The sequence below is a fragment of the Microbacterium sp. bgisy207 genome (genome assembly GCF_057706855.1).
Window position 1 is genome coordinate 1 of the sequence record NZ_JBYIPB010000003.1, and the last position, 21,236, is coordinate 21,236.

Annotated in this window: 22 protein-coding genes and 1 tRNA gene; 12 read left to right on the forward strand and 11 right to left on the reverse strand. The window is 66.9% G+C overall.

Going from position 1 to position 21,236, the window contains the following annotated elements; all coding sequences use genetic code 11:
• Positions 1-244 precede the first annotated feature (244 nt).
• Positions 245-329 (reverse strand) — tRNA-Leu (locus AC3ENO_RS03125).
• Positions 330-448: 119 nt separating this feature from the next.
• Here AC3ENO_RS03125 and AC3ENO_RS03130 point away from each other — a divergent pair.
• The gene (locus AC3ENO_RS03130) at positions 449-1,750 is read left to right on the forward strand and encodes a M20/M25/M40 family metallo-hydrolase (RefSeq protein WP_434969153.1); all 1,302 of its coding nucleotides are present in this window, start codon (positions 449-451) and stop codon (positions 1,748-1,750) included.
• Positions 1,751-1,764: 14 nt separating this feature from the next.
• On the forward strand, positions 1,765-2,589 hold the full coding sequence (locus AC3ENO_RS03135) for an undecaprenyl-diphosphate phosphatase (protein ID WP_434969154.1): 825 nt from the start codon (positions 1,765-1,767) through the stop codon (positions 2,587-2,589).
• A 25-nt stretch (positions 2,590-2,614) separates the two neighbouring features.
• On the opposite strand, the gene AC3ENO_RS03140 is transcribed toward AC3ENO_RS03135, so the two are convergent.
• Entirely contained in the window at positions 2,615-3,481 is an 867-nt protein-coding gene (locus AC3ENO_RS03140; protein ID WP_434969155.1) for a PAC2 family protein, read from the reverse strand.
• Between the two features lie 124 nt (positions 3,482-3,605).
• Here AC3ENO_RS03140 and AC3ENO_RS03145 point away from each other — a divergent pair, with 124 nt between their 5' ends.
• The 9 genes from AC3ENO_RS03145 to lnt all read left to right on the forward strand — a co-directional run bounded on the left by AC3ENO_RS03145 (position 3,606) and on the right by lnt (position 13,580).
• Positions 3,606-4,286 (forward strand): HAD family hydrolase, encoded by a 681-nt coding sequence (locus tag AC3ENO_RS03145; protein WP_434969156.1) that lies wholly within the window; start codon positions 3,606-3,608, stop codon positions 4,284-4,286.
• Complete coding sequence (locus AC3ENO_RS03150; RefSeq protein WP_434969157.1) at positions 4,283-5,323, forward strand: tRNA (adenine-N1)-methyltransferase; 1,041 nt, start codon at positions 4,283-4,285, stop codon at positions 5,321-5,323. The genes AC3ENO_RS03145 and AC3ENO_RS03150 overlap by 4 nt, the downstream gene beginning before the upstream one ends.
• Before the next feature lie 4 nt (positions 5,324-5,327).
• The gene (locus AC3ENO_RS03155; RefSeq protein ID WP_434969158.1) at positions 5,328-6,290 is read left to right on the forward strand and encodes an FKBP-type peptidyl-prolyl cis-trans isomerase; all 963 of its coding nucleotides are present in this window, start codon (positions 5,328-5,330) and stop codon (positions 6,288-6,290) included.
• 37 nt (positions 6,291-6,327) lie between these two features.
• On the forward strand, positions 6,328-7,326 hold the full coding sequence (locus tag AC3ENO_RS03160; protein WP_434969159.1) for a helix-turn-helix transcriptional regulator: 999 nt from the start codon (positions 6,328-6,330) through the stop codon (positions 7,324-7,326).
• Entirely contained in the window at positions 7,323-8,288 is a 966-nt protein-coding gene (locus tag AC3ENO_RS03165; protein ID WP_434969160.1) for a helix-turn-helix transcriptional regulator, read from the forward strand. Before AC3ENO_RS03160 ends, AC3ENO_RS03165 begins: the two co-directional genes overlap by 4 nt.
• A 98-nt stretch (positions 8,289-8,386) precedes the next feature.
• Positions 8,387-8,656, forward strand: a complete 270-nt coding sequence (gene tatA / locus AC3ENO_RS03170) for a Sec-independent protein translocase subunit TatA (RefSeq protein ID WP_434969161.1) — start codon at positions 8,387-8,389, stop codon at positions 8,654-8,656.
• A 69-nt stretch (positions 8,657-8,725) separates the two neighbouring features.
• Positions 8,726-9,487 carry a twin-arginine translocase subunit TatC gene (gene tatC / locus AC3ENO_RS03175; protein WP_434969408.1) on the forward strand — a complete coding sequence of 254 codons (762 nt, stop codon included), beginning with the start codon at positions 8,726-8,728 and terminating at the stop codon, positions 9,485-9,487.
• The gene (locus AC3ENO_RS03180) at positions 9,484-11,979 is read left to right on the forward strand and encodes a DEAD/DEAH box helicase (protein WP_434969162.1); all 2,496 of its coding nucleotides are present in this window, start codon (positions 9,484-9,486) and stop codon (positions 11,977-11,979) included. The genes tatC and AC3ENO_RS03180 overlap by 4 nt, the downstream gene beginning before the upstream one ends.
• A 50-nt stretch (positions 11,980-12,029) precedes the next feature.
• Entirely contained in the window at positions 12,030-13,580 is a 1,551-nt protein-coding gene (gene lnt, locus AC3ENO_RS03185) for an apolipoprotein N-acyltransferase (RefSeq protein ID WP_434969163.1), read from the forward strand.
• Between the two features lie 85 nt (positions 13,581-13,665).
• Here the strand turns inward: lnt and AC3ENO_RS03190 are convergent, their stop codons facing one another.
• The 4 genes from AC3ENO_RS03190 to AC3ENO_RS03205 all read right to left on the reverse strand — a co-directional run bounded on the left by AC3ENO_RS03190 (position 13,666) and on the right by AC3ENO_RS03205 (position 16,409).
• On the reverse strand, positions 13,666-14,049 hold the full coding sequence (locus tag AC3ENO_RS03190; RefSeq protein ID WP_434969164.1) for an RNA polymerase-binding protein RbpA: 384 nt from the start codon (positions 14,047-14,049) through the stop codon (positions 13,666-13,668).
• A gap of 155 nt (positions 14,050-14,204) precedes the next feature.
• Complete coding sequence (locus tag AC3ENO_RS03195; protein WP_434969165.1) at positions 14,205-14,993, reverse strand: glycerophosphodiester phosphodiesterase family protein; 789 nt, start codon at positions 14,991-14,993, stop codon at positions 14,205-14,207.
• Entirely contained in the window at positions 14,990-15,919 is a 930-nt protein-coding gene (locus AC3ENO_RS03200; protein WP_434969166.1) for an SPFH domain-containing protein, read from the reverse strand. The genes AC3ENO_RS03195 and AC3ENO_RS03200 overlap by 4 nt, the downstream gene beginning before the upstream one ends.
• Positions 15,912-16,409 carry an NfeD family protein gene (locus AC3ENO_RS03205; RefSeq protein WP_434969167.1) on the reverse strand — a complete coding sequence of 166 codons (498 nt, stop codon included), beginning with the start codon at positions 16,407-16,409 and terminating at the stop codon, positions 15,912-15,914. The genes AC3ENO_RS03200 and AC3ENO_RS03205 overlap by 8 nt, the downstream gene beginning before the upstream one ends.
• 128 nt (positions 16,410-16,537) lie before the next feature.
• Here AC3ENO_RS03205 and AC3ENO_RS03210 point away from each other — a divergent pair, with 128 nt between their 5' ends.
• Positions 16,538-17,311: an SDR family oxidoreductase gene (locus AC3ENO_RS03210; protein WP_434969168.1), complete on the forward strand. Its 774-nt coding sequence runs from the start codon at positions 16,538-16,540 to the stop codon at positions 17,309-17,311.
• A 75-nt stretch (positions 17,312-17,386) separates the two neighbouring features.
• Here AC3ENO_RS03210 and AC3ENO_RS03215 read toward each other — a convergent pair whose 3' ends face one another.
• From AC3ENO_RS03215 to AC3ENO_RS03235, 5 genes are all read right to left on the reverse strand, one after another.
• Positions 17,387-17,947, reverse strand: coding sequence for an HdeD family acid-resistance protein (locus AC3ENO_RS03215; protein ID WP_434969169.1), 561 nt, complete (start codon positions 17,945-17,947; stop codon positions 17,387-17,389).
• 101 nt (positions 17,948-18,048) lie between these two features.
• Positions 18,049-18,969 carry an AEC family transporter gene (locus tag AC3ENO_RS03220; RefSeq protein ID WP_434969170.1) on the reverse strand — a complete coding sequence of 307 codons (921 nt, stop codon included), beginning with the start codon at positions 18,967-18,969 and terminating at the stop codon, positions 18,049-18,051.
• Between the two features lie 117 nt (positions 18,970-19,086).
• The gene (locus AC3ENO_RS03225) at positions 19,087-19,731 is read right to left on the reverse strand and encodes a hypothetical protein (protein WP_434969171.1); all 645 of its coding nucleotides are present in this window, start codon (positions 19,729-19,731) and stop codon (positions 19,087-19,089) included.
• 46 nt (positions 19,732-19,777) lie between these two features.
• The gene (locus tag AC3ENO_RS03230) at positions 19,778-20,398 is read right to left on the reverse strand and encodes a DUF4166 domain-containing protein (protein WP_434969172.1); all 621 of its coding nucleotides are present in this window, start codon (positions 20,396-20,398) and stop codon (positions 19,778-19,780) included.
• Between the two features lie 59 nt (positions 20,399-20,457).
• On the reverse strand, positions 20,458-21,018 hold the full coding sequence (locus tag AC3ENO_RS03235; RefSeq protein ID WP_434969174.1) for an SRPBCC family protein: 561 nt from the start codon (positions 21,016-21,018) through the stop codon (positions 20,458-20,460).
• Positions 21,019-21,236 lie beyond the last annotated feature (218 nt).

Genomic DNA, 21,236 nt, shown 5'->3' on the forward strand with positions numbered 1-21,236 from the left:
CAGCGCGGGCGTTCGCATCGACCCCCCCGGGGCGTTCGCGTCGACCCCGCCCGGACAGACGGAAATGGGCCCCTTTCGGGACCCATTTCGTCTGTGCGCGAGGGGGGACTTGTCCCCGCCGCCACTCCACACGTCGCTGCGCGCCGTGCGGAGCCTCCGGCGGCGTGGGCCCACCCCGGGGGCGTTCGCATCGACCCCGCCCGGACAGACGGAAATGGGCCCCTTTCGGGACCCATTTCGTCTGTGCGCGAGGGGGGACTTGAACCCCCACGCCCTATACGGGCACTAGCACCTCAAGCTAGCGCGTCTACCTATTCCGCCACCCGCGCAGAGTGGTGTCGGTCTCACAACCGAAGATTGACATTATCACGTCCGGGCGGTCGCCGATAATCGTCTTGGGCGCAGCGATGAAACACTCGCGTCGTCTGGGCGCGATAGGTTTGTGCCCGTGTCTGGTACCGAGTCGGAGCTTCCCGAAGTCGTCGTCGTCGCGCGGGACCTCATCCGCTTCGACACCACCAACTGGGGCGGGGGGCACGCTCGAGGCGAACGAGAAGCCGCCGAGTACGTCGCCGCATACCTGCGTGGGCTGGGTCTGACGCCCGAGATCTACGAGCCGATCGATCGGCGCACGAACGTCTGTGTGCGCATCCCGGGCGCCGACCGCGACAAGCCTGCCCTGGTCGTTCACGGTCACCTGGACGTCGTCCCCGCGGTCGCGGAGGACTGGTCGGTCGACCCGTTCGCAGGAGAGATCCGCGACGGCATGCTGTGGGGCCGCGGTGCCGTCGACATGAAGAACATGGACGCCATGATCCTCACGTCGGTGGCCGAGATCCTGCGGAGCGGGCGGCAGCCGGCAAGAGATCTCGTAGTGACATTCTTCGCTGACGAGGAGAACGGCGGCGGCGAGGGGTCATCCCTCGTGGTCCGCGACAGGTCCGAGTGGTTTGCGGGAGCGACCGAGGCGATCAGCGAGGTCGGCGGGTACTCGATCGATCTCGCCGGTCGACGCGCGTACCTGCTCCAGGTGGGCGAAAAGGCTCTGGTCTGGATCCGTCTGGTCGCTCGCGGTCGCGCGGCGCACGGCAGCGCCTTTCACGAGGACAACGCCGTCACGCGGCTCGCGGAGGCGGTCGCCGCACTCGGTCAGACGGCCTGGCCGGTCGAAATGACCGCAACGACGCAGCGACTCACGGAACGGATCGCCGAACTCACGGGGACATCCGCCGACGATCCGGATGCCGTCGCCGCCGCTGCCGGACCCGCCTCCCGTTTCCTGCGGTCGACGATCCGCACGACAGCCAACCCGACGGGCCTGGCCGCCGGTTACAAGCACAACGTCATCCCGGATCGCGCAGAAGCGCTGATCGACGTGCGGACACTCCCCGGCGCCGAGGATGCCGCCCTTCAGGCGATCCAAGAGATCATCGGGCCCGACATCGCGATCGAGGTCGTGCACCGGGACATCGGCCTCGAAGTGCCCTTCGAGGGTGAGCTGGTCAGCGCCATGGTCGGGGCGCTCGGTCGACACGACCCCGGAGTTCCCGTGCTGCCCTACCTGATGAGCGGGGGCACCGACAACAAGGCGCTGGCGGCCCTCGGCATCCGCGGGTACGGGTTCGCGCCGCTGAGGCTCCCGGCGGATCTCGACTTCACCGGCATGTTCCACGGTGTGGACGAACGCGTTCCCCTGGATTCCCTCGTGTTCGGACAGCGGGTGCTGACCGATCTTCTGCTGTCGTACTGATCCGGAAGGCATCCATGCTGCTGGAAGCACTCATCCTCGGGCTCGTGCAGGGGCTCACCGAGTTCCTGCCGGTCTCGTCGAGCGCACACCTGCGCATCCTGGGCGAGTTCCTGCCGAGTGCCGAGGACCCCGGCGCAGCGTTCACCGCGATCACCCAGATCGGGACAGAGGCTGCGGTGGTCGTCTTCTTCTGGCGCGACATCGTGCGGATCGTCTCGCGGTGGTCGCTCTCTCTGGTCGGCAAGGCGCCGCGCAGCGACCCGGATGCCCGCATGGGGTGGCTGATCATCATCGGCTCGATCCCCATCGTCGTGCTGGGCCTGCTGTTCCAGGATCAGATCGAGACGACACTCCGGTCGCTGTGGCTTGTGGCGGGGATGCTGATCTTCTTCGGAGTCCTCCTGGGGATCGCCGACCTCGTGGGCGCGAAGCGCCGGAAGCTCGATCAACTCACCGTCGGGAACGGGGTGATCTTCGGGTTCGCCCAGGCCCTCGCGTTGATACCGGGCGTATCGAGGTCGGGCGGCACGATCACCGCGGGTCTGTTCCTCGGTTACGAACGCGCAGCGGCCGCTCGGTACGCGTTCCTGCTGGCGATTCCCGCCGTCTTCGGGAGCGGGTTCTACCAGCTCTTCAAGAGCGCCGATGAGCAGGGGCCGTTCACGCCGCTTGAGACTGCTGCCGCCACCGGCGTGGCGTTCATCGTGGCCCTCGGCGTGATCGCCTTCTTCATGAGCTGGATCTCCAAGCGCAGCTTCCTGCCCTTCGTGGTCTACCGGGTCGCCCTTGGCGCCACCCTGCTCGTGCTGCTGAGCATGGGCGTCATCCAGCCGTACTGAGGGGACTGTCGATCGCGCGAGAGAACTAGGGCTTGCGCGGCTCGTCGCGCCCGCCACGGCCGGGACCGTCGCCCCGGCGGCGCAGATACCGCTCGAACTCCTGCGCAATCGCGTCTCCCGACGCCTCCGGCGAGTCCCAGGTGTCCCGGGTGCGTTCGAGCTGATGGATGTACTCCGTCATCTCCTCGTCCTCGGCGGCGGCCGCGTCGATGGACGCCTCCCAGGTCCTCGCCTGCGTCGGGAGGTCCCCCCGGTCGAGCTGCGCGCCGGTGATGTCTTCCAGGCGGTCGAGCAGCGCGAGGCTCGCCTTCGGCGAGGGCGTGTGACCAGCCACATAGTGGGGAACACTGGCCCACAGCTGGGCGGACGGGATGCCCGCGCTCATGGCGACGTGGGAGATGACACTCAAGATACCGACGGGGCCCTCGTAGGTGCTGCGCTCCAGGTCGAGAGCGGTGCGTACCGGCTCGCTCTCGCTGCCCGCGAAGACGGAGATGGGGCGCGTGTGCGGGACATCCGACATCATCGAACCCATTGCCACGAATCCGGTGATGTCCTCTCGCAGGGCGACATCGACGAGTTCAGCCGCGAAAGCCTGCCAGGCGCGGGCCGGTTCGACGCCGGTCAGCAGCCACAGCTGTGTGCCGCGGGTGGGTCGAGTGGGGCGATGAATGGTGGTCTCCGGCCAGGTGAGCTCTCGTGAGCCGTCTGCTGTGGTGCGGATCTGAGGCCGCGTGTACTGGTAGTCGAAGTACAGTTCGGGATCGACCGAGTAGATCGGTTCGTAGCCGCCTGTCTCCCGCAGATGGGCGACTGCGGAGGAAGCAGCCTCGCCCGCGTCGTTCCAGCCGTCGAATGCGGCGACGAGAACCCGGCGTCCCAGTCCCTCCACGTAACCTCCTCAGGTGGCGATCCATCCAGGATAGGACGCCGCCGTCCGGCGGGCGCGAGAAACGGCGAGTGCCCCGAATCCGGCGACGGACCAGCGCCATCCGGCCCATCGGTAGCATGGTGCGGTGACTGCCGTTCCCGCTCCTGCTGCCGTGCTCTGGGACATGGACGGGACCCTGGTCGACACGGAACCGTATTGGATCGCTGCCGAGACACCGCTCGTCGAGAGCTTCGGCGGCACCTGGACTCACGAGAAGGCGCTTTCCCTGGTCGGTCTCGCACTCGAGGATTCCGCGCGGATCCTGCAGGCGGAGGGTGTCCGGATGTCGGTGGACGACATCATCGACCACCTCACGAGTGAAGTGATGCGCACCATCTCGCGCGATGGCGTCCCCTTCCGTCCGGGCGCCCGAGCGCTCCTGGCCGACCTGAAGGCTGCGGGGGTGAAGACCGCACTCGTGACGATGTCGATGCGGCGGATGGCGACCCACATCGCGGATCTCATCGATTTCGAGGCGTTCGATGTCGTCGTCGCCGGCGACGACGTCACTCGCCCGAAGCCCTACCCCGACCCCTACCTCCAGGCGTGCGCGATGCTCGGAGTGGATCCCGCGGGCACGGTCGCGATCGAGGACTCGCCGAACGGGCTGCGCTCGGCGGTCGCCGCCGGGGCCGTGGTCCTGGGCGTGCCGGCGATGGTCTCGCTCGTGGGAGCTGGCGCGCACGAGGTATGGCCGACGCTTGACGGCGTCACGGCATCGGACCTGGGACGTCTCCACCGCACCCACCGAGAGGAGCGGTCATGAGCGCCACCCCCCGATTGTCCGGCCCCTTCCGTATCGGCGACCGCGTCCAGCTCACGGGACCGAAGAACCGCCTGCACACCATCACGCTGCGCGAGGGCGGCGAACTGCACACCCATCACGGCGTGCTGCCCCACTCCACGCTCGTCGGCCTTCCCGACGGCTCGGTCGTCCGCAACAGCGCCGGACACGAGTACCTTGCGCTTCGCCCGCTGCTGCGCGACTTCGTCATGTCGATGCCGCGAGGCGCAGCCATCGTGTACCCGAAGGATGCCGCGCAGATCCTCGCCGAAGCGGACGTGTTCCCCGGCGCAGTCGTGGTGGAAGCGGGGGTCGGTTCCGGTGCGCTGTCGCTGTGGCTCTTGCGCGCGATCGGCGATGCAGGACGGCTCCTTTCATTCGAGCGGCGGCCTGAGTTCGCCGAGGTCGCGCAGGCCAACGTCGAAACCTTCCTGGGTCACCGCCCGACGTCGTGGGAGGTGCGCGTCGGGGACCTGGCCGAGGAGCTGCCCACAGCGATCGAGCCGGGCTCGGTTGATCGCGTCATCCTGGACATGCTCGCCCCCTGGGAGTGCATCGATGCCGTCGCCGAGGCGCTCACCCCGGGCGGCGTCGTGCTGTGCTACGTCGCCACTGCCACCCAGCTGAGCCGGGTCGCTGAGTACATCCGCAACACCGGCGTCTTCACCGAGCCGGATGCCAACGAGACGATGGTTCGCGGCTGGCATGTCGAGGGGCTCGCGGTTCGGCCCGACCACCGTATGGTCGCGCACACCGGGTTCTTGCTGTGGGCGCGACGGCTCGCACCGGGCGCCGTGCCGCCGGAACAGAAGCGGCGCGCATCCAAGACGAGCTACGGCGACGACGATGTCGAGCTGTGGACGCCCGGAGCCGTCGGCGACCGGCAGATCACCGACAAGAACCTGCGCAAGCGAGTGCGGGAAGCCCAGCGGGCCGCCGACGGCGCACGCCAGGCAGCGGGCGAGGGGGCCCGCGAGGCCGCCGGCGACGGAGCGGCCGACGTCGACCGCCTAGACTGATCCGGTGCGAAAGACACCCGCCTTCCTCGCGATCCTCGGCCTGTCCGCTGCCGCGCTCGTCGGCTGCTCGACCAACGCGGCAGATTCCTGCGCGCGCGTGGTCACCTCGGATGCCGCGGTCAACGAGCTCGTCAGCGTCGACGGCGAGTTCGGCCAGGTTCCCGACGTGGAGGTCTACACGCCGTTCCACGTCGACGAGCTGGGGTGGGTCGATCTCACCGAGGGCGAGGGCACCCCGATCACGACACCGGAACAGATGGTCGTGCTGGACATGGTCCTGCTGAACGGGCAGACCGGCGAGACTGCCGTGGCCACCTCGTACGACGTGACTCTCTCCAGTGTGTTCTCGATGGGCCGGTGGATCGATACGCTCCCGGGCCTGGACGATGCACTGCGCTGCGCGCAGGAGGGCGATCGCGTCGTCGTCGCGCTGCCGTCGGACGCCATCAACCCGGCCGCCGCCGCCCAGATCGGCCTCGACGAAGACGATTCGGCGGTCGCCGTGGTCGATGTGCGCAAGGTCTACCTGCCCAAGGCAACGGGGGCAGATCAGTTCACCGACAGCAACGGTCTTCCTTCCGTGGTTCGGGCGCCCAATGGACGTCCCGGGGTGATCATCCCCGATGCTCCCGCGCCGGAGGAGCTTTCGATTCAGACCCTCAAGAAGGGTGACGGTGAGGTCGTCACGGGAGACCAGCCGGTCCGGGCTCACTACACCGGCCTGCTGTGGGACACCAGAGAGGTATTCGATACGAGTTGGGACTCCGAACCTGTCTCGTTCGACCTCAACGCCGTGGTTCCCGGATTCGCCGCGGCGCTCGAAGGCCAGACGGTCGGATCGCAGGTGCTCGTCGTCGTCCCACCGGACCAGGGCTACGGCGACGCGGGCCAGGGTGCGATTCCCGGCGGGGCGACCCTGGTGTTTGTGATCGACATCCTGGGCCTCGATCCGGAACCGACTTCGTAACGTCGGATGCCGCGCATCGCGCGCCTAGGATGAGGGCGTGCCCCCCAAGAACACGACGCGCATCCCGCCAGAGGAGCGGTTGGTGAACCTCGTGGTGGCTCTGATGGCCACCGAGCAGGGCCTCACGAAAGACACGATCCTGTCGTCGGTGTCGGGCTACCGCGAGCAGTCGGAGTCCGGGACCTCGAAGGACGCGCTGGAGAAGATGTTCGAGCGCGACAAAGAGAGTCTGCGCGGTCTTGGCGTTCCGATCGAGACGATCGGTGACCGCGCCGACCCCGATGACCTTCGGGAGGCGCGATACCGCGTTCCCACGACGGAGTACGAGCTGCCGGCCGATATCGAGTTCACGCCGGCGGAGATCGCGCTGCTCAATCTGGCCGGCGGAGTGTGGAGCGAAAGCTCGCTGTCGGCCGATGCGCGCAGTGGGCTGCGCAAGATCCGCGCGCTCGGCATCCCGGTGGATAACCCCATCCTCGGCTACTCGCCCCGGATCAGCTTGCGCGAACCCTCGTTCGCGCCGTTGCAGCGGGCCATCGAAGACTCACGGATCGTCAGCTTCAGCTACATGCGGCCAGGAAGCGCGGCACCGCGAGTTCGGCGGCTGCAACCGCTGGCACTGGTCGAGTTCGAGGCGCGCTGGCACGTGTACGGACTGGATCTGGACCTCGACGCGCCGCGCACCTTCCTGCTGACCCGCATCGTCGACGATGTCGTGGTCACTCGCACCGTGGGCGATCCCGACCTGCGGGAGGGGGCAGGTGAGCGGGCACTCGAGGGTCTGCGCGCTCTGGCCGCGCGGCAGCGGGCGCTGGTGGAGATCGATCCCGGCACCGAGGCGTGGCTGCGCCTGTCGCGTCGGGCCGAGCCGGCAGCGCAGGGTTATTGGGTGCCGTACGTCGATGTGCACATCTTCGCCGACGAACTGGCTTCGTATGGGCCGGAGGTCCGCGTCGTCGAACCCGACATCGTCAGGTCCGAGGTGATTCGACGGCTGCGTGCCGTTCGTGATGCGCATAGGGGAGGGGACGAGTGAGCGGTCCGTCGGTGGCCACCGATCGCGCGGCGCTTCTGTTGCAGCTGGTTCCGTACCTCATCTCCAAGGGTGAGGTCTCGGTGGCCGAGGCTGCCGACGAGTTCGACGTCACAGCCGAGCAGATGCGGACCATGGTGCGCGGTCTCACGGTGATCGGCCTGCCGGGGGACTCCGGGTACTGGCAGATGGCGAATGAGTTGTTCGACATCGACTGGGATCTGCTGGACGAGCGCGACCTCATCGTCATCACGAACTCAGTCGGACTGGAGCGTGCGCCGCGCCTGACCGCTCGCGAGGCGGCGGCTCTGCTTGCCGGGCTCCAGCTCGCGGCGACCATTCCTGGTGTCGGTGACTCGCAGCTGTTCGCTGGGCTGCTGGCCAAACTCTCTCGTGGGGCATCTCGCACGCCCGCAGCCGTGGTCGTGGCGTCCGAACCCGTCGACGCGGTTCGTCGCCTCGTGGCGGATGCCTTGGGACGGCAGGTCGCGGTGAGTTTCACGTACAAGACACCCGAGGGATCTCCGACGACGCGCACGGTCGATCCGGTCAAGGTCTTGATCGCTCAAGGACAGTGGTACCTGCAGGGCTGGTGCCATCTTCGTGAGGCGATGCGCACATTCCACCTGGACAGGGTCAGCGATCTCAGCCTCACCGACATCCCGATCACGCACGAGCAGGAGGCAGTGCCGGGGTGGTTCGCTGACGCGGGTGAGGACGTGATCGCGACGCTGGAGTTTCCCGCATCCGTGGCACCTCTGCTCGGTGACTATCTGGACCGGGCGACCGTCACGACATCGGCGGGGGTGAGTACGGCCCGTATGCGCATCGCCGATGAAGTGAGCCTTCGCCGTCTCGCCGCACGGCGCGGGGGTGAGGTCCGGGTCGTCGCGCCGGTCGGGGCGCGTGAGGCGGCACGGAACTGGGCCGAGGCGGCGCTGGCGCAGTATTCGGACGCGTCCTGACAGCGCGAACGCACGACTTGGCCGGTTCGCAGGCCGGTTTCGGGACGGTTGCGCACGTCCGGGGTAGACTGCAGGCACCGCAATCGTGAGGAGACCCTATGGGGAACGCATTCGGGTGGCCGCACCTGCTGATCATTCTCGCGGTGATCCTGCTGTTGTTCGGCGCGGCGAAGCTGCCCGCGCTGGCAAAGAGCCTCGGCCAGTCGGCCCGTGTCTTCAAGGGCGAGATGAAGGCCATGAAGGACGACGACTCGAAGGATGCCGCGAAGCCCGAGGTCGCCGCATCCGAGGCCGCCGACTCGTCGTCGACCGGTTCGTCCGGTTCGTCGCAGGCCGCGTCGTCCAGCGGTCGAGATTCCACAGCCTGACCCTGCCGCGTGGCAACCAGTTCCCTGCCTCAGGTGGGAGAGCCCGACCGGCCGCGCCGTGACCGGAGGATGTCCCTCGGGCAGCATCTGATCGAGTTGCGTAAGCGGCTCATGATCTCGGCCATCGCCCTGGTCGTGGGCATGGTGGTGGCGTTCATCATCACCGATCCGATCATCCGGTTGATCACGATCCCCATTGCCGATGTCGCCGCCATGCGTGGGGACGAGCTGAACGTCGAAGTGATGTTCACAACGGTCACCGGGCCTTTCGATCTCCGCATCCGTATCGCGTTCGCGATCGGCATCCTGATCTCAGCGCCGATCTGGCTGTGGCAGATCTGGGCGTTCATCATGCCGGGGCTGACCCGCAAGGAGGTGGGATACACAGCCGGCTTCGTCGGTGCCGCGGTACCCCTGTTCTTCGCGGGCACAGTCGTGGGATGGCTTGTGCTTCCGCACGTCGTGGAGATCATGGCCACGTTCGCCCCCGAGCAGACGTCGCTCTTCTATGACGCGACCTATTACTACGACTTCGTCTTCAAGTTCCTCCTCGTCGTCGGTGTCTCCTTCGTCTTGCCTGTCTTCCTCGTCGCTCTGAACGTGGCCGGCGTCATCTCGGGGCGCGGCATCCTGAAGGGTTGGCGGGTGGCCGTCTTGGTCGCGACGCTGTTCGCCGCCGTCGCAACCCCTGCCGCGGACGCAGTATCGATGCTGCTGCTGGCCGGAATCTTGGTCGTGCTCTTCTTCGCCGCCGCCGGGGTCTCCATGCTGTTCGATCGGCGCCGATCCAAGCGCGAGGCGGCACTGCTGCCCCCCGAGGCCACCGGGTGAGCGTCCCGAGCCCGGCGGAGCGATTCGCGCGGGCCGAGGCCGCCCGTGCGTTCCCCGTGACGGCCGGGTTCGCCGACATGCAGCGCTTCGAGCTCGATGAGTTCCAGATCGCTGGATGCCACGCACTGGAATCGGGCAGAAGCGTCCTCGTCGCGGCACCCACGGGCGCGGGGAAGACCATCGTCGGGGAGTTCGCGGTACACCTGGCGATGCGCGAGCCGGCGGACAAGGCGTTCTACACGACGCCGATGAAGGCTCTGTCGAACCAGAAGTTCCGCGAGCTCGTCGACGTCTACGGACCCGACGACGTGGGACTCCTAACGGGTGACACCAACATCAACGGAAACGCCCGCGTGGTCGTTATGACGACCGAGGTGTTGCGCAACATGCTCTACGCGGGCTCGCCTGCGCTGCGCGACCTGCGCTACGTCGTCATGGACGAAGTTCACTATCTCGCCGACAGGTTCCGCGGCGCCGTGTGGGAAGAGGTCATCATCCACCTGCCGCCGGCGGTGCGACTCATTTCGCTCTCGGCGACGGTGTCGAACGCCGAAGAGTTCGGCGATTGGCTCGACACCGTGCGCGGAGACACCGACGTCATCGTGTCGGAGACGCGACCGGTCCCGCTCGAGCAACACGTTCTCGTGCGCGGGGACCTCCTGCCGCTGTTCGACGATCGTGCCGGGATCGCCACGGCGCAGGTGAACCAGGAGCTCATGCGCATCCGCTCGTTCAAGGGCCCGACGTACGAGAACAACCGGCGCGTCCAGGCCAGCCGCAGTGCTGCCATGTCGGGAAGCCGCGGACGCGACGGCCAGCATCGTCGACCCCATCGGGGAGGGCATCGCCCGGTGCGCTCAGCCAATGCGCAACGGATCGAACGGCTTGACCGCCCCGAGGTGATCGAGCTGCTCGCGCGGTCGAATCTGCTTCCCGCGATCTTCTTCATCTTCAGCCGTGCCGGGTGCGACGCTGCGGTGCAGCAGGTGCGGCGATCTGGAGCGCGCTTGACGACACCCGAGGAGCGCGCGGAGATTCGCGCGATCGTCGAGGAGCGCACGCGAACCCTGCTCGAGGAAGACCTGGCTGTCCTCGGATTCTGGGAATGGCGCGAGAACCTCGAGCGGGGAGTCGCCGCACATCATGCGGGTCTTCTGCCGGCGTTCAAGGAGGTCGTCGAGGAGCTCTTCCAGCGGAAGCTCATCAAGGTCGTCTTCGCGACCGAGACTCTTGCGCTGGGGATCAACATGCCGGCGCGAACGGTCGTGCTCGAAAAGCTCGAGAAGTTCAACGGCGAAGCGCGGGTCGCGATCACATCGGGGGAGTACACCCAACTCACCGGCCGTGCCGGACGCCGGGGGATCGACGTGGAAGGCCACGCCGTCGTCCAGTGGACCGAAGGGCTCGACCCCCAGGCCGTCGCCGCACTGGCATCGCGGCGCACCTATCCGCTGAACTCCAGCTTCCGGCCGACCTACAACATGGCGGTGAACCTCATCGACCAGTTCGGCAGGGCCCGCGCGAGAGAGATCCTGGAGTCCTCGTTCGCGCAGTTCCAGGCTGACCGGGCCGTGGTCGGGCTCGCGCGCCAGGTGAAGGAATCGGAAGAGTCCCTCGCGGGCTACGCGAAGGCCATGAGTTGCGACAAGGGCGACTTCGCCGAGTACTCCAGCATCCGTCGCGAACTCAGCGATCTCGAGAAGCTGGGCCGCAAGGATGCGAACGCGTCTCGGCAGACGCGGGACACCCGCCAGCGCGAAATCAGCGACCTCCGTCGACGGATGCAGCGGCATCCGTGCCATCAGTGCCCCGACCGCGAGCACCACGCCCGATGGGCAGAGCGCTACTGGAAGCTGAAGCGCACGGTCGAGCGCCTTCGCAGCCAGATCGACGCGCGCACCGGAACCGTCGCCCGGGTTTTCGATCGTATCGTCGATGTGCTCGCGACCCTGGACTACGTCCGCGTTGCCGCAGACGGTACCGCGACACTGACGGCATCCGGTCGCACCATGCGGCGGATCTACGGCGAGCGCGACCTGCTGGTTGCCGAATCGTTGCGGCTCGAATTGTGGGGCGGGCTGGATGCGCCATCGCTGGCCGCACTGGCGTGTGCGCTGGTCTATGAACCGCGCCGTGACGAGGCGGGGATGGGGGAGCGCGCGCTGCCCCGCGGTGCCTTCCGCGAGGCACTCGCGCAGACGCTGGACCTGTGGCAGCGACTCGACGACCTCGAGCGCGACTCGCGGCTTCCCGGCTCGGAGCCACCTGCCGCGGGACTGTCGCTCGCGATGCATTCCTGGGCCAGGGGGGTCCCACTGGACCGCGTCTTGCGCGAAGCAGACCTTGCCGCCGGTGACTTCGTGCGCTGGGCCAAGCAGACGATCGACCTCCTCGATCAGATGTCGCTGGTCGCCGAACCACGCCTCGCGACGGTTGCGCGCCGCGCCCTCGAGAGCGTGCGTCGCGGCATCGTGGCGTACTCGTCGGTGTGATGGCCGAGCCTTCAGCCGGAGATCAGGCTGGCGAATCTAGGCTGGAGGTCATGCCCGAACATCGACGTGATGCCGCGCCCGATTCCCGTCGCCCGCGAGCGTTGCTTCCGCTCTGGGCAGCGGTGCTCGTCGCCGTTGCCGCGGGCCTCATTCTGGATCTCGCCTACCCGTCTGTCGGGTGGTGGCCCCTCGCCTTCGTCGGGGTAGGGCTTTCGCTCGTGGCGCTCATCGGCCGGAGCGCCTGGGGCGCGCTGCTGGTCGGGTTCGTCTTCGGGATCGCGTTCTATCTCGTGCACATCGTGTGGCTCAACCGCTATCTCGGCGTGATCCCGTGGTTCGCGCTGGCGGGGGCGGCCACGGCCTACGTCGCACTCGGCTCCGTGCTCATCGCGCTCGCATATCGCTGGATGCCGAAAGCCGCGCCGGGTCGGTGGACACAGCTCGTGCTCACGCCGCTCCTTGTCGCCGGACTGTGGACGCTGCGGGAGCTCGTCACCGGGTCCTGGCCGTACACGGGGTTTCCGTGGGCACGGGTCGGAATGAGCCAGTCGGAGAGTCCGCTGGCGCACATCACGTCGTGGATCGGCGTGACAGGTCTGTCCTTTCTGATGGTCGCGTTCACCGCGGGGGTCATCGAGTGGCTGCGGCTGCGACAGTGGTCCGATGTGCGGACGGCGATCCCCGTGGCTGCTCTCGGCGTGATCCTGCTCATCACCCCCCAGTTCCCGACGACACCGGCGGGGACCATGACGGTCGGAAGCGTGCAGGGAAACGGTCCCTCAGGGTACTTCGACACCCGATCGCCTGGAGACATTCTCAACGCCCAGCTGTCAGCATCCACGCCACTGTTCGGGGAGGACATGGACCTCCTCTTGTGGCCCGAGGGCGGCATCGACTCGGATCCGCTTGCGAACGAGACCACGGCAGAGGTGCTGGATGCCCTCGCCGAGGCGGTGGATGCGCCACTGCTGGTCAACGCGGCGACGACGCGTGGAGAGCTGACCTACAACACGTCCATCCTGTGGGAACCAGGTCAGGGCGCCGTTCAGTATCACGACAAGTCGAACCCGGTTCCGTTCGGTGAGTACGTCCCGGACCGCTGGTTCTACGAGATGATCGTCCCGGATCTGGTCGGGCTCATTGGCCGGGAGTACACACCGGGCTCCAATCCGCCCTACGTCGAGGTGGACGGTGTCGGAGTGGGACTCGCGATCTGTTTCGATGTCATCTACGACGACGTCATTCACGACGGAGCACGAGACGGCGCTCAGGTCTATATGTTCCAGACGAACAACGCCGACTTCCGCGATACGGACGAAAATCTGCAGCAGCTCGCGTTCGCCCGCATGCGCGCGATCGAGACAGGGCGCGCCGTGGTCAACATTTCGACTGTCGGGACGAGCCAGGTCATCGGACCCGACGGGGCGACCATCGATTCTCTTCCGGCCGCGCAAGCGGGTTCGATGCTCACCGAGGTGCCTTTGCGCACCGGTCTGACCCCGAGCATCGTGATCGGAGGCGCCCTCGGCACGGCGATCGCGATCCTCAGCGTCGTCGGACTCATCGCCGCGGGCGTGATCGCCGGCCGGCGCCGCGCATGAGAGGGGGGTCGATCCGTGACCGGATCGACCCCCCTGTGAACTGTGCGTCAGCCGTGCTCCCAGGCACGGCTGACTGCAGCGCTAGTCAGGCGCTCAACTTGTCGGCGGTGACGTCGTCGCCCGCACCCCGGCGAGCCCGGACGAAAGCGAGACGCTCTTCGAGGAGCTCCTCGAGCTCGGGGATCGTGCGACGTTCCAGAAGCATGTCCCAGTGTGATCGGGGCGCCTTGACGTCCCCATGGTCCACCGTGACGGTCTCGCCGTCGACGCGCAGGAGCGCCTCGGCGCCGCAGGTGCGGCATTCCCATGTCTCGGGGACCTCGGCGTCTGCCGCAAAGGTCATGGTGGTGTCACGTCCGCAAGACGTGCAGGAGTAGGTGAACTGTGCCCGCTCATGGAATACGACGCCGTCCTCGCTCTGTAGGCTGGAGGCGCCGAGTCGCATGCCGCGGAGGCTGCGGTCTGCCATTGTGTGGTCCTCTCGTCGCTGTTCAGGTATAACGCTCTCACCTGGGCAGATCATCCATGAGGACCGACAGATGAGAGCATTCTCAGCGGATCTTCAGCGGGGGAGTGAGGCAACGGGGTATCGCATGTGCGTTGCCCCGGTGTCGGCGCTGCGGCTCAGCCCGGATCCGAGGCGGTTCGGAGGGTTGCGATCGCCACATCGGCGCTGTCGGTGACGATCCCGTCAACGCCCATGGCGACCAGGCGACGCATCTCGGTGGGATCGTTGACCGTCCACACGTGCACCTCCACGCCGTGACGATGCGCAGCATCGATCAGCCGCGGGGTGACCACGCGCACCGGGCCCTGACGCTCCGGCACTTGCAGCGCGTCGACGCCGGCGAGCGCTGAGGCGATGATGCGCGGATTCCGCGCCGTCAGTCCCCAGAGAACGCGGGTGATCGTCTCTCGCCCCGCGGAGGTGGCGGGAGCGGCGGCGCCCGCAGGCGCATGACGCGACGCCGAGGCGAGGGCAGCCCGCCGTCGTGCATCCGCGAAACTCGTCACGAGCACTCGCTCCCCGTGGTCGGCAACGAGCGCGCCGACCGCCTCGGCGGCCGCCGGAGCCTTCACATCGAGGTTGAACCGCACGTCGGGGAAGTCTGCCAGCGCGGATCTGAGCGTGATGAGTCCGCCGCGATCGGCCATCAGCGCACTCAGCTCCGTGAGGTCGACGTCGACGAGGCGCCGCGGGTCGCCGGTGACTCGCCGCAGGTCACCGTCGTGGAAGAGGACGACTTCGCCGTCGCGAGTCAGGTGGCAGTCTGACTCCACGAACACGGCGCCCGCCTGCTGTGCCGCAGCAACCGAGGCGTAGGAGTTTTCGGCTACCGTGTCGTCCGGCCTCAGCCCGCGATGGGCAAGGACGCGCGGGTACGGTGCGTCCTGGAAATAGGGGTGGCTCACGCCTGCTCATCGGGTGTCGGACGGGCTGCCTCGCGGGGCCCGAACGCGCCCGATACTCCCTTGAGCGCCTCGGTGAACTCGCTCGGAATGATCCAGAGTTTGCTCGACGCACTGTCGCTGATCTTGGGCAGCGTTTGGAGGTACTGGTAGGCCAGAAGCTTGTCATCCGGGTTGCCCTCGTGGATCGCGTTGAAGACCGTCGCGATCGCTTCCGCTTCTCCCTGTGCGCGCAGGATTTGGCCCTGCTTCTCACCCTCGGCACGCAGGATTTCGGCCTGCCGGGCGCCCTCGGCCTGCAGAATCGCCGACTGCTTGGTCCCTTCGGCCGTGAGGATTGCGGCACGGCGGTCGCGCTCCGCTCGCATCTGCTTCTCCATCGAGTCCTGAATCGACACTGGCGGATCAATGGCCTTCAGCTCCACGCGCGAGACACGGATGCCCCACTTACCGGTTGCCTCGTCGAGGACGACCCGCAGCTTGGTGTTGATCTCATCGCGGCTCGTGAGCGCCTCCTCGAGATTCAGTCCGCCCACGACATTGCGAAGCGTCGTCGTGGTCAGCTGCTCGACGGCGCCGAGATAGTTGGCGATCTCGTAGGTGGCAGCCCGCGCATCCGTCACTTGGAAGTAGACCACGGTGTCGATGGAGACGACGAGGTTGTCTTCGGTGATGACCGGCTGCGGCGGGAATGACACGACCTGTTCCCGCATGTCGATGAGCGGTCGTACCCGGTCGATGAAGGGGACAAGCAGGTTCAGTCCCGGCGAAAGCGTCTTGTGGTAGCGGCCGAGCCTCTCCACGACCCCGGCGGTGGCCTGGGGGATGATCCGGATCGAACGGAAGATCACCACGACCACGAAGATCGCGATGACCAGGAGGAGGATGATGACGAAGATCTGTCCCGCGAACGCGCCGATGTCAATCATGTTCCACGGTCCTTTCTGTCGTTGGCGAAGATGCTGGAGCGATCTCGACGGCAGCGCCCCGGACGGCCACAACCGTGACTGTCTCGCCGACGGTGACCTCGCCATCCGTGACCCCGGCGGTCAACCGTGCCGACCACGTTTCGCCGTTGTCGAGCTTGACCTCGCCTGCGCCCTGAAGGAACGCACGCGTGACCCGCGCGGGCATGCCGACGAGCGCGTCAACGTTCGTCAACACGACCGGAGAGCTTCGTCGGAGGGCGCGCAGGAGGAGCGGACGGATCGTGAACAGCAGGAGCGCCGACGCGACCGCCGCCAGTCCGATCTGAAGCCACCACGGTCCACCGAGGAGGTTGGTGCCCAGGCCCCCGATGAGCGTGCCGGCGGCGAGCATGAGGAAGGTGAACTCGAGCGTCAGCAACTCGATGATCACGAAGAGCACCGCCAGCGCCAGCCAGAGGATCCACAGGTACTGCGTGAGATCGGGCAACACCCCTCCTCCTTCCGCCTGGTCCGACCCTATCAACGCGGGGGCCGCGGTGGCGCGGTTGGTAGGGTCGGTACGCACGCCATTCCGGCGCTGCCCCGCGGCCGACGCGCCGCCCTGCAACAGGAGCAACAGTGACCGATACTTCCTCCCCGATCGCCCCTGGGACCCTACGCGGCAAGACCGCCCTCGTCACCGGCTCCTCTCGCGGTATCGGCGCGGACACCGTCCGCTATCTCGCCGCCGCGGGAGCGAACGTGGTGATCAACTACCGAAACAAGGCACCCCGCGCCGAGAAACTCGCCGTGGAGGTCCGGGAGCTCGGCGTCGACGCGCTTGTCGTGGGCGCGGACCTCACCGATCCCTCCTCGGTGGCCGCGATGTTCGCCGCCGTCGAGGAAGCCTTCGGGGGGCTCGACATCCTCGTGCTCAACGCTTCCGGTGGCATGGAGGCCGGAATGGCCGACGATTACGCGCTCCTTCTCAACCGCGACGCCCAGATCAACGTCCTCGAGACGGCCGTCCCGCTCCTGCGCGGTGATGCTCGCGTGGTCTTCGTCACCAGCCACCAGGCCCACTTCATCCGGACGACGCCCACGATGCCCGAGTACGAGCCGGTGGCGCTGTCCAAGCGCGCCGGTGAGGATGCGCTTCGCGAACGGATCCCCGCACTGCTCGAGCGCGGGATCGGGTTCGTCGTCGTCTCCGGCGACATGATCGAGGGAACGATCACGGCCACGCTTCTGGAGCGTGCCAACCCGGGTGCGATCGCCTCGCGCCGAGAATCCGCGGGCAAGCTCTACAACGTCTCGGAGTTCGCAGCGGAGGTCGCGCAGGCCGCGGTCGACCCGATCCCCGCAGACCACACCCGACTGGTCGGCGACACGAGCTCATTCGTGGGGGAGTGACAGGCATCCGGATCCCCCGTCAACGAAGAAGACCCCGGGAAACCCCGGGGTCTTCTTGTGGGCGGTTCAGCCCGACTAGAGGCTCTTCTTACCGAACGTGAACGCGCGCACGATCTGGATGATGCCGAGCACGACGAGCGAGATTCCGAGCAGCCACCACAGCACGACGGCGCCCCACAGCGGCGAGAACAGCAGCACGACACCAGCGATGATGCTGATGATTGCGAAGAAGATCGTCCACCCCTTCGAGGCGGCGTCGCTGAGAGTCGTCAGCGACACCACGCCTTCCACGATCCACATGATTCCGACGAGGATGCCGAGGAAGACGGCGAACCACCCGGTGGTGGCTGCCAGGTTGAAGAAGGCGAAGATACCGGCGGCGATGAACACGACACCGAGGATGATGTGGCCGACGCGCGACCAGCCACCCATCGATTTCGAGAAGATGCCGAGCCCGCCGTAGACGAGGCCCCCGACGATCGCGTAGATCGCGATGATCGCCGTGACGACCATCGCCGTGCGGCCCGGCCAGACGAGGATGAGGATTCCGACGATGAGCGACAGGACACCGGCGATGCCGAGCGCCGTGCGGACGCCGTTGACGGCCTCCTTGGCGACGGAGCTTTCGGTTGACATGGCGTTCCCTTTCTGGGAGTTAGCTGAGAGCTTGCGGACCCAGCGTATCGCTGAATACACCGAAACTGGGGGAGTGGTGGCCGAAATCCGCGCCGCAGCCTTCACCCGAGCAGGGCGAGCACCGTCAGCAGGAGCGGGATACACCCGATCGTTGTCAGGAACACCGTGTCGCGCGCGACGGTTTCTGCCACTCCGAATCGCTGAGCGAAGTTGAAGACGTTCTGCGCGGTGGGAAGGCTCGCGAGGACCACGACGATGAGGGTTTCCGGTCTCGACAGCCCGAAGACCAGGCTGGCGAGCGCCCAGGCCACGAGCGGCATGAGGATGAGCTTGAGCGCGGTCGCGAGGATGACCTCGCGTCGATGGCCCCCGGCTGCGAGCACCCGCTGGCCGTGGAGCGACATCCCGTAGCTCAACAACAGCACCGGAACGCACGCGGCAGCAAGGAAGTGGAGGGGTTCGGTGACCAGTGTCGGCAATTCCAGACCCGTCACCGAGACGATCGTTCCTGCCACCGAACCGATCACAACCGGATTCGTGACAGTGCGCACCACGATCTTCCCGAGGTTGCGTGTCGCGGCGGTGACGCTCTCGAGGATTGCCATCGAGATGGGGACGAGTATGAGCAGCTGGAACAAAATGACCGGCGCCGGGTAGGCAGCAGATCCCAGGAGATAGAGCGAGAGCGGGATCCCGATGTTGTTCGAGTTGACCTGTCCTGCCGCGAGAGCGCCGATGAGGGTGTCGCCCACCGGGCGCCGCCACGACAGGCGGGAGATCGTCGCGTAGAGGCCGATGACAATGATCGCGGTGATCGCCGACACGGGCAGCAGTGCAGAGAACAAAGTCGCGATGTCTGCTTCAGACAGCACGACGAACAGCAGCACGGGGGAGAGGACGAAGAAGACGAGTCGCCCCAGAACCGGTCCAGCCTGCGGGCCGAGCAGGTTGATTCGTCCGATGACATATCCGACCGCGATCGCCAGGCCGATGACCGCGAACCCCGTGGCTGCGTTCAGCACGTCGGGTCCGCAGTTCTCACCGTTCCACGCTACCGCCGCACTAGGGCGAAACAGGCCGACTGGCAGCGCCGTCCCTCGCGCGCGCTCCGTCGTCGTTGGTGTCGCCACTGCTCCGGGTCAGGGCTGACCGGAGCGGAAGATCTGGACGCTTGAGGGGCGCGCACGTTCGCTCAGGACGAGGGCGAGCACGCCGAGACCCATGGTGCGCGCGAGTGCGGTCATCGCGCCGAGGAGTGCGGCTATGTCCGTGAGCGGCTGTGGGGCTGTGTGAGGCAATGTCGCGTACAGGGCCTGGGTGAGCACGCCGCCCGCGATACCGAAGACGAGCACCCACAGTGGTGCCCAGCGCCACGGGGAAGGGACGATGCGCGCCCGAGCGATCTGAACCGAGGCGACGAGACCGGCGGCAAGTGGGACGAACAAGCCGAGGTAGCCGAGGGCGACATGAGCATCCGAGATCTGGTCGGGTCTCATGATCGGCTCGGACAGAGCGATCGCATCAAGGAGCACGCGGTTGATGGGCGGCCACCATCCCAGGACGAGGAGTGCTGACACACCCAAGGGTTTGCGTGAGACGACGCTGTCGTAGCGGCGGCGCCCGATCGCAAACGCGGTGACGCCGACGGCCCAGACCAGCTCACCGATGAGGTACAGGGCGGGGCGCGCCGACGGCGCGGTCACAACGTACTGCAGGATCATGATCACGCCGGCCAGAATCAGTGCGCTGCCGCCCAAGGTCCACGTCATGTTCCGCGTTCGCATCGTTCGAGCCTAATGAGCCGGCCCGCGCCGACCATACGTCGCATCGCTACAGGCGCGTCTCGTGCCTTCGGGGCTTCAGTCGTGCGGGCGCGTCGTTTGCCGGCGGGAACTCGCAGACGAACCAACCCTCGTAGCCGAAGAGAAAGCCCAGTGCACGGTTTCGCACTTCCAGCGAAACATGGAACTGCTCACGCTCGGGGTCGTACCTCTCTCGGAGGAGGGCGTGACCGGACAAGAGCATCGGGAACCGGAATGCAATCGGTCCCTCGTAGAACCGCTGCGCCCCCGACCTGAGGATCAGCCCGCCCTCCTGATCGACCTCGAGCTCGAGATCAACGGCGAGATGCTGATGCGTGCCGAGATAATCGACGACGATGCCACGCCCGGGATCGAACACCATCGTCGCGTCGAAGCGTGCGGGGCGGGGGGAGAGGGCGTACTGCCGTACGAACGTCACTGTCTCGCGGCCACCCGGATCCCGATACGGAAAGTTCTCGATGACGAAGGGCACATCTGTGCCGATGTCGGCGACGAGGATGTTGCGGAGCCGCCCCAACGCCAGGAATGGACGGGTCCACCATGGCCCCCGACGGATGCGGGTCATGACGCCCCGGCCGATACACGCGTACCCTGCGCTCAGAGAAACCCCGAACCGACGCTGCATCATCGGGTGAAGCCTGTCGAAAGCCTCGTCGCCCAAGGCCGCACGAAACACCGACGTCCCGGTCACGAGGCCGTGACCTCGCGCAGTGTCGCCGGTGCATCGCGCATCGCATCCCGTCCGGGTGGTGAGGTCCGGCAGCGACGCGCACGCGGACGTTCACGCCGCCAGAGTGCCAGGATCGACCGCACCCGCGCCTGCTCGGGTGCGGTGATGCCTTCAGCCCACAGTCGAAGCCGGTCGAAACTCCAGGCCGTCATCCACAGCACGATGGGACGCACGGCCAGGTCGGCAAGGCGACCCCACCCAGGCCGGTAGTCGTAACCCGTGATGAAGCGGATCCCGTCATCGGTTGGGATGTATCGCCAGTAACCTTGTCCGCTCCGCAGCGGCGAGAGCCGGTCGTCGGTGGAGAAGGCGAGCGCGGAGGTCCGGGTTCCGTCCGGGCGATCGCGTTCGCCCAGGGAGACACCCATGCCTTTGATCACATGCCACGGGAGAGAACGCTCGTAGCGAAACCGCGTTCTGCCGCGCTCGTCGACGCCCATCGGTGCGATTGCGCTGAATCGCAGATCCCAGCGCGCGTGTAGTTCCGGGTCCTGAGTGAGGTGCCAGACCGTCTCCATGTCGGCACGAATCACTGTCTCGACATACAAGGCTCGCGCTGCACGCACATTTCCCCCGACGGCTCGCTCGACTCGGTGCTACCGCGGCCCGATTCTCGGCGATGTCCGCTCCTTCCGCGTCCGCACCCGATAGTCGATAGTCGATAGCCGATAATGCACATTATGTCAGTTCGTTCGGAGGTGCCGCGCCTGCCAGCGACCACGCGGTCCCCCGGTGA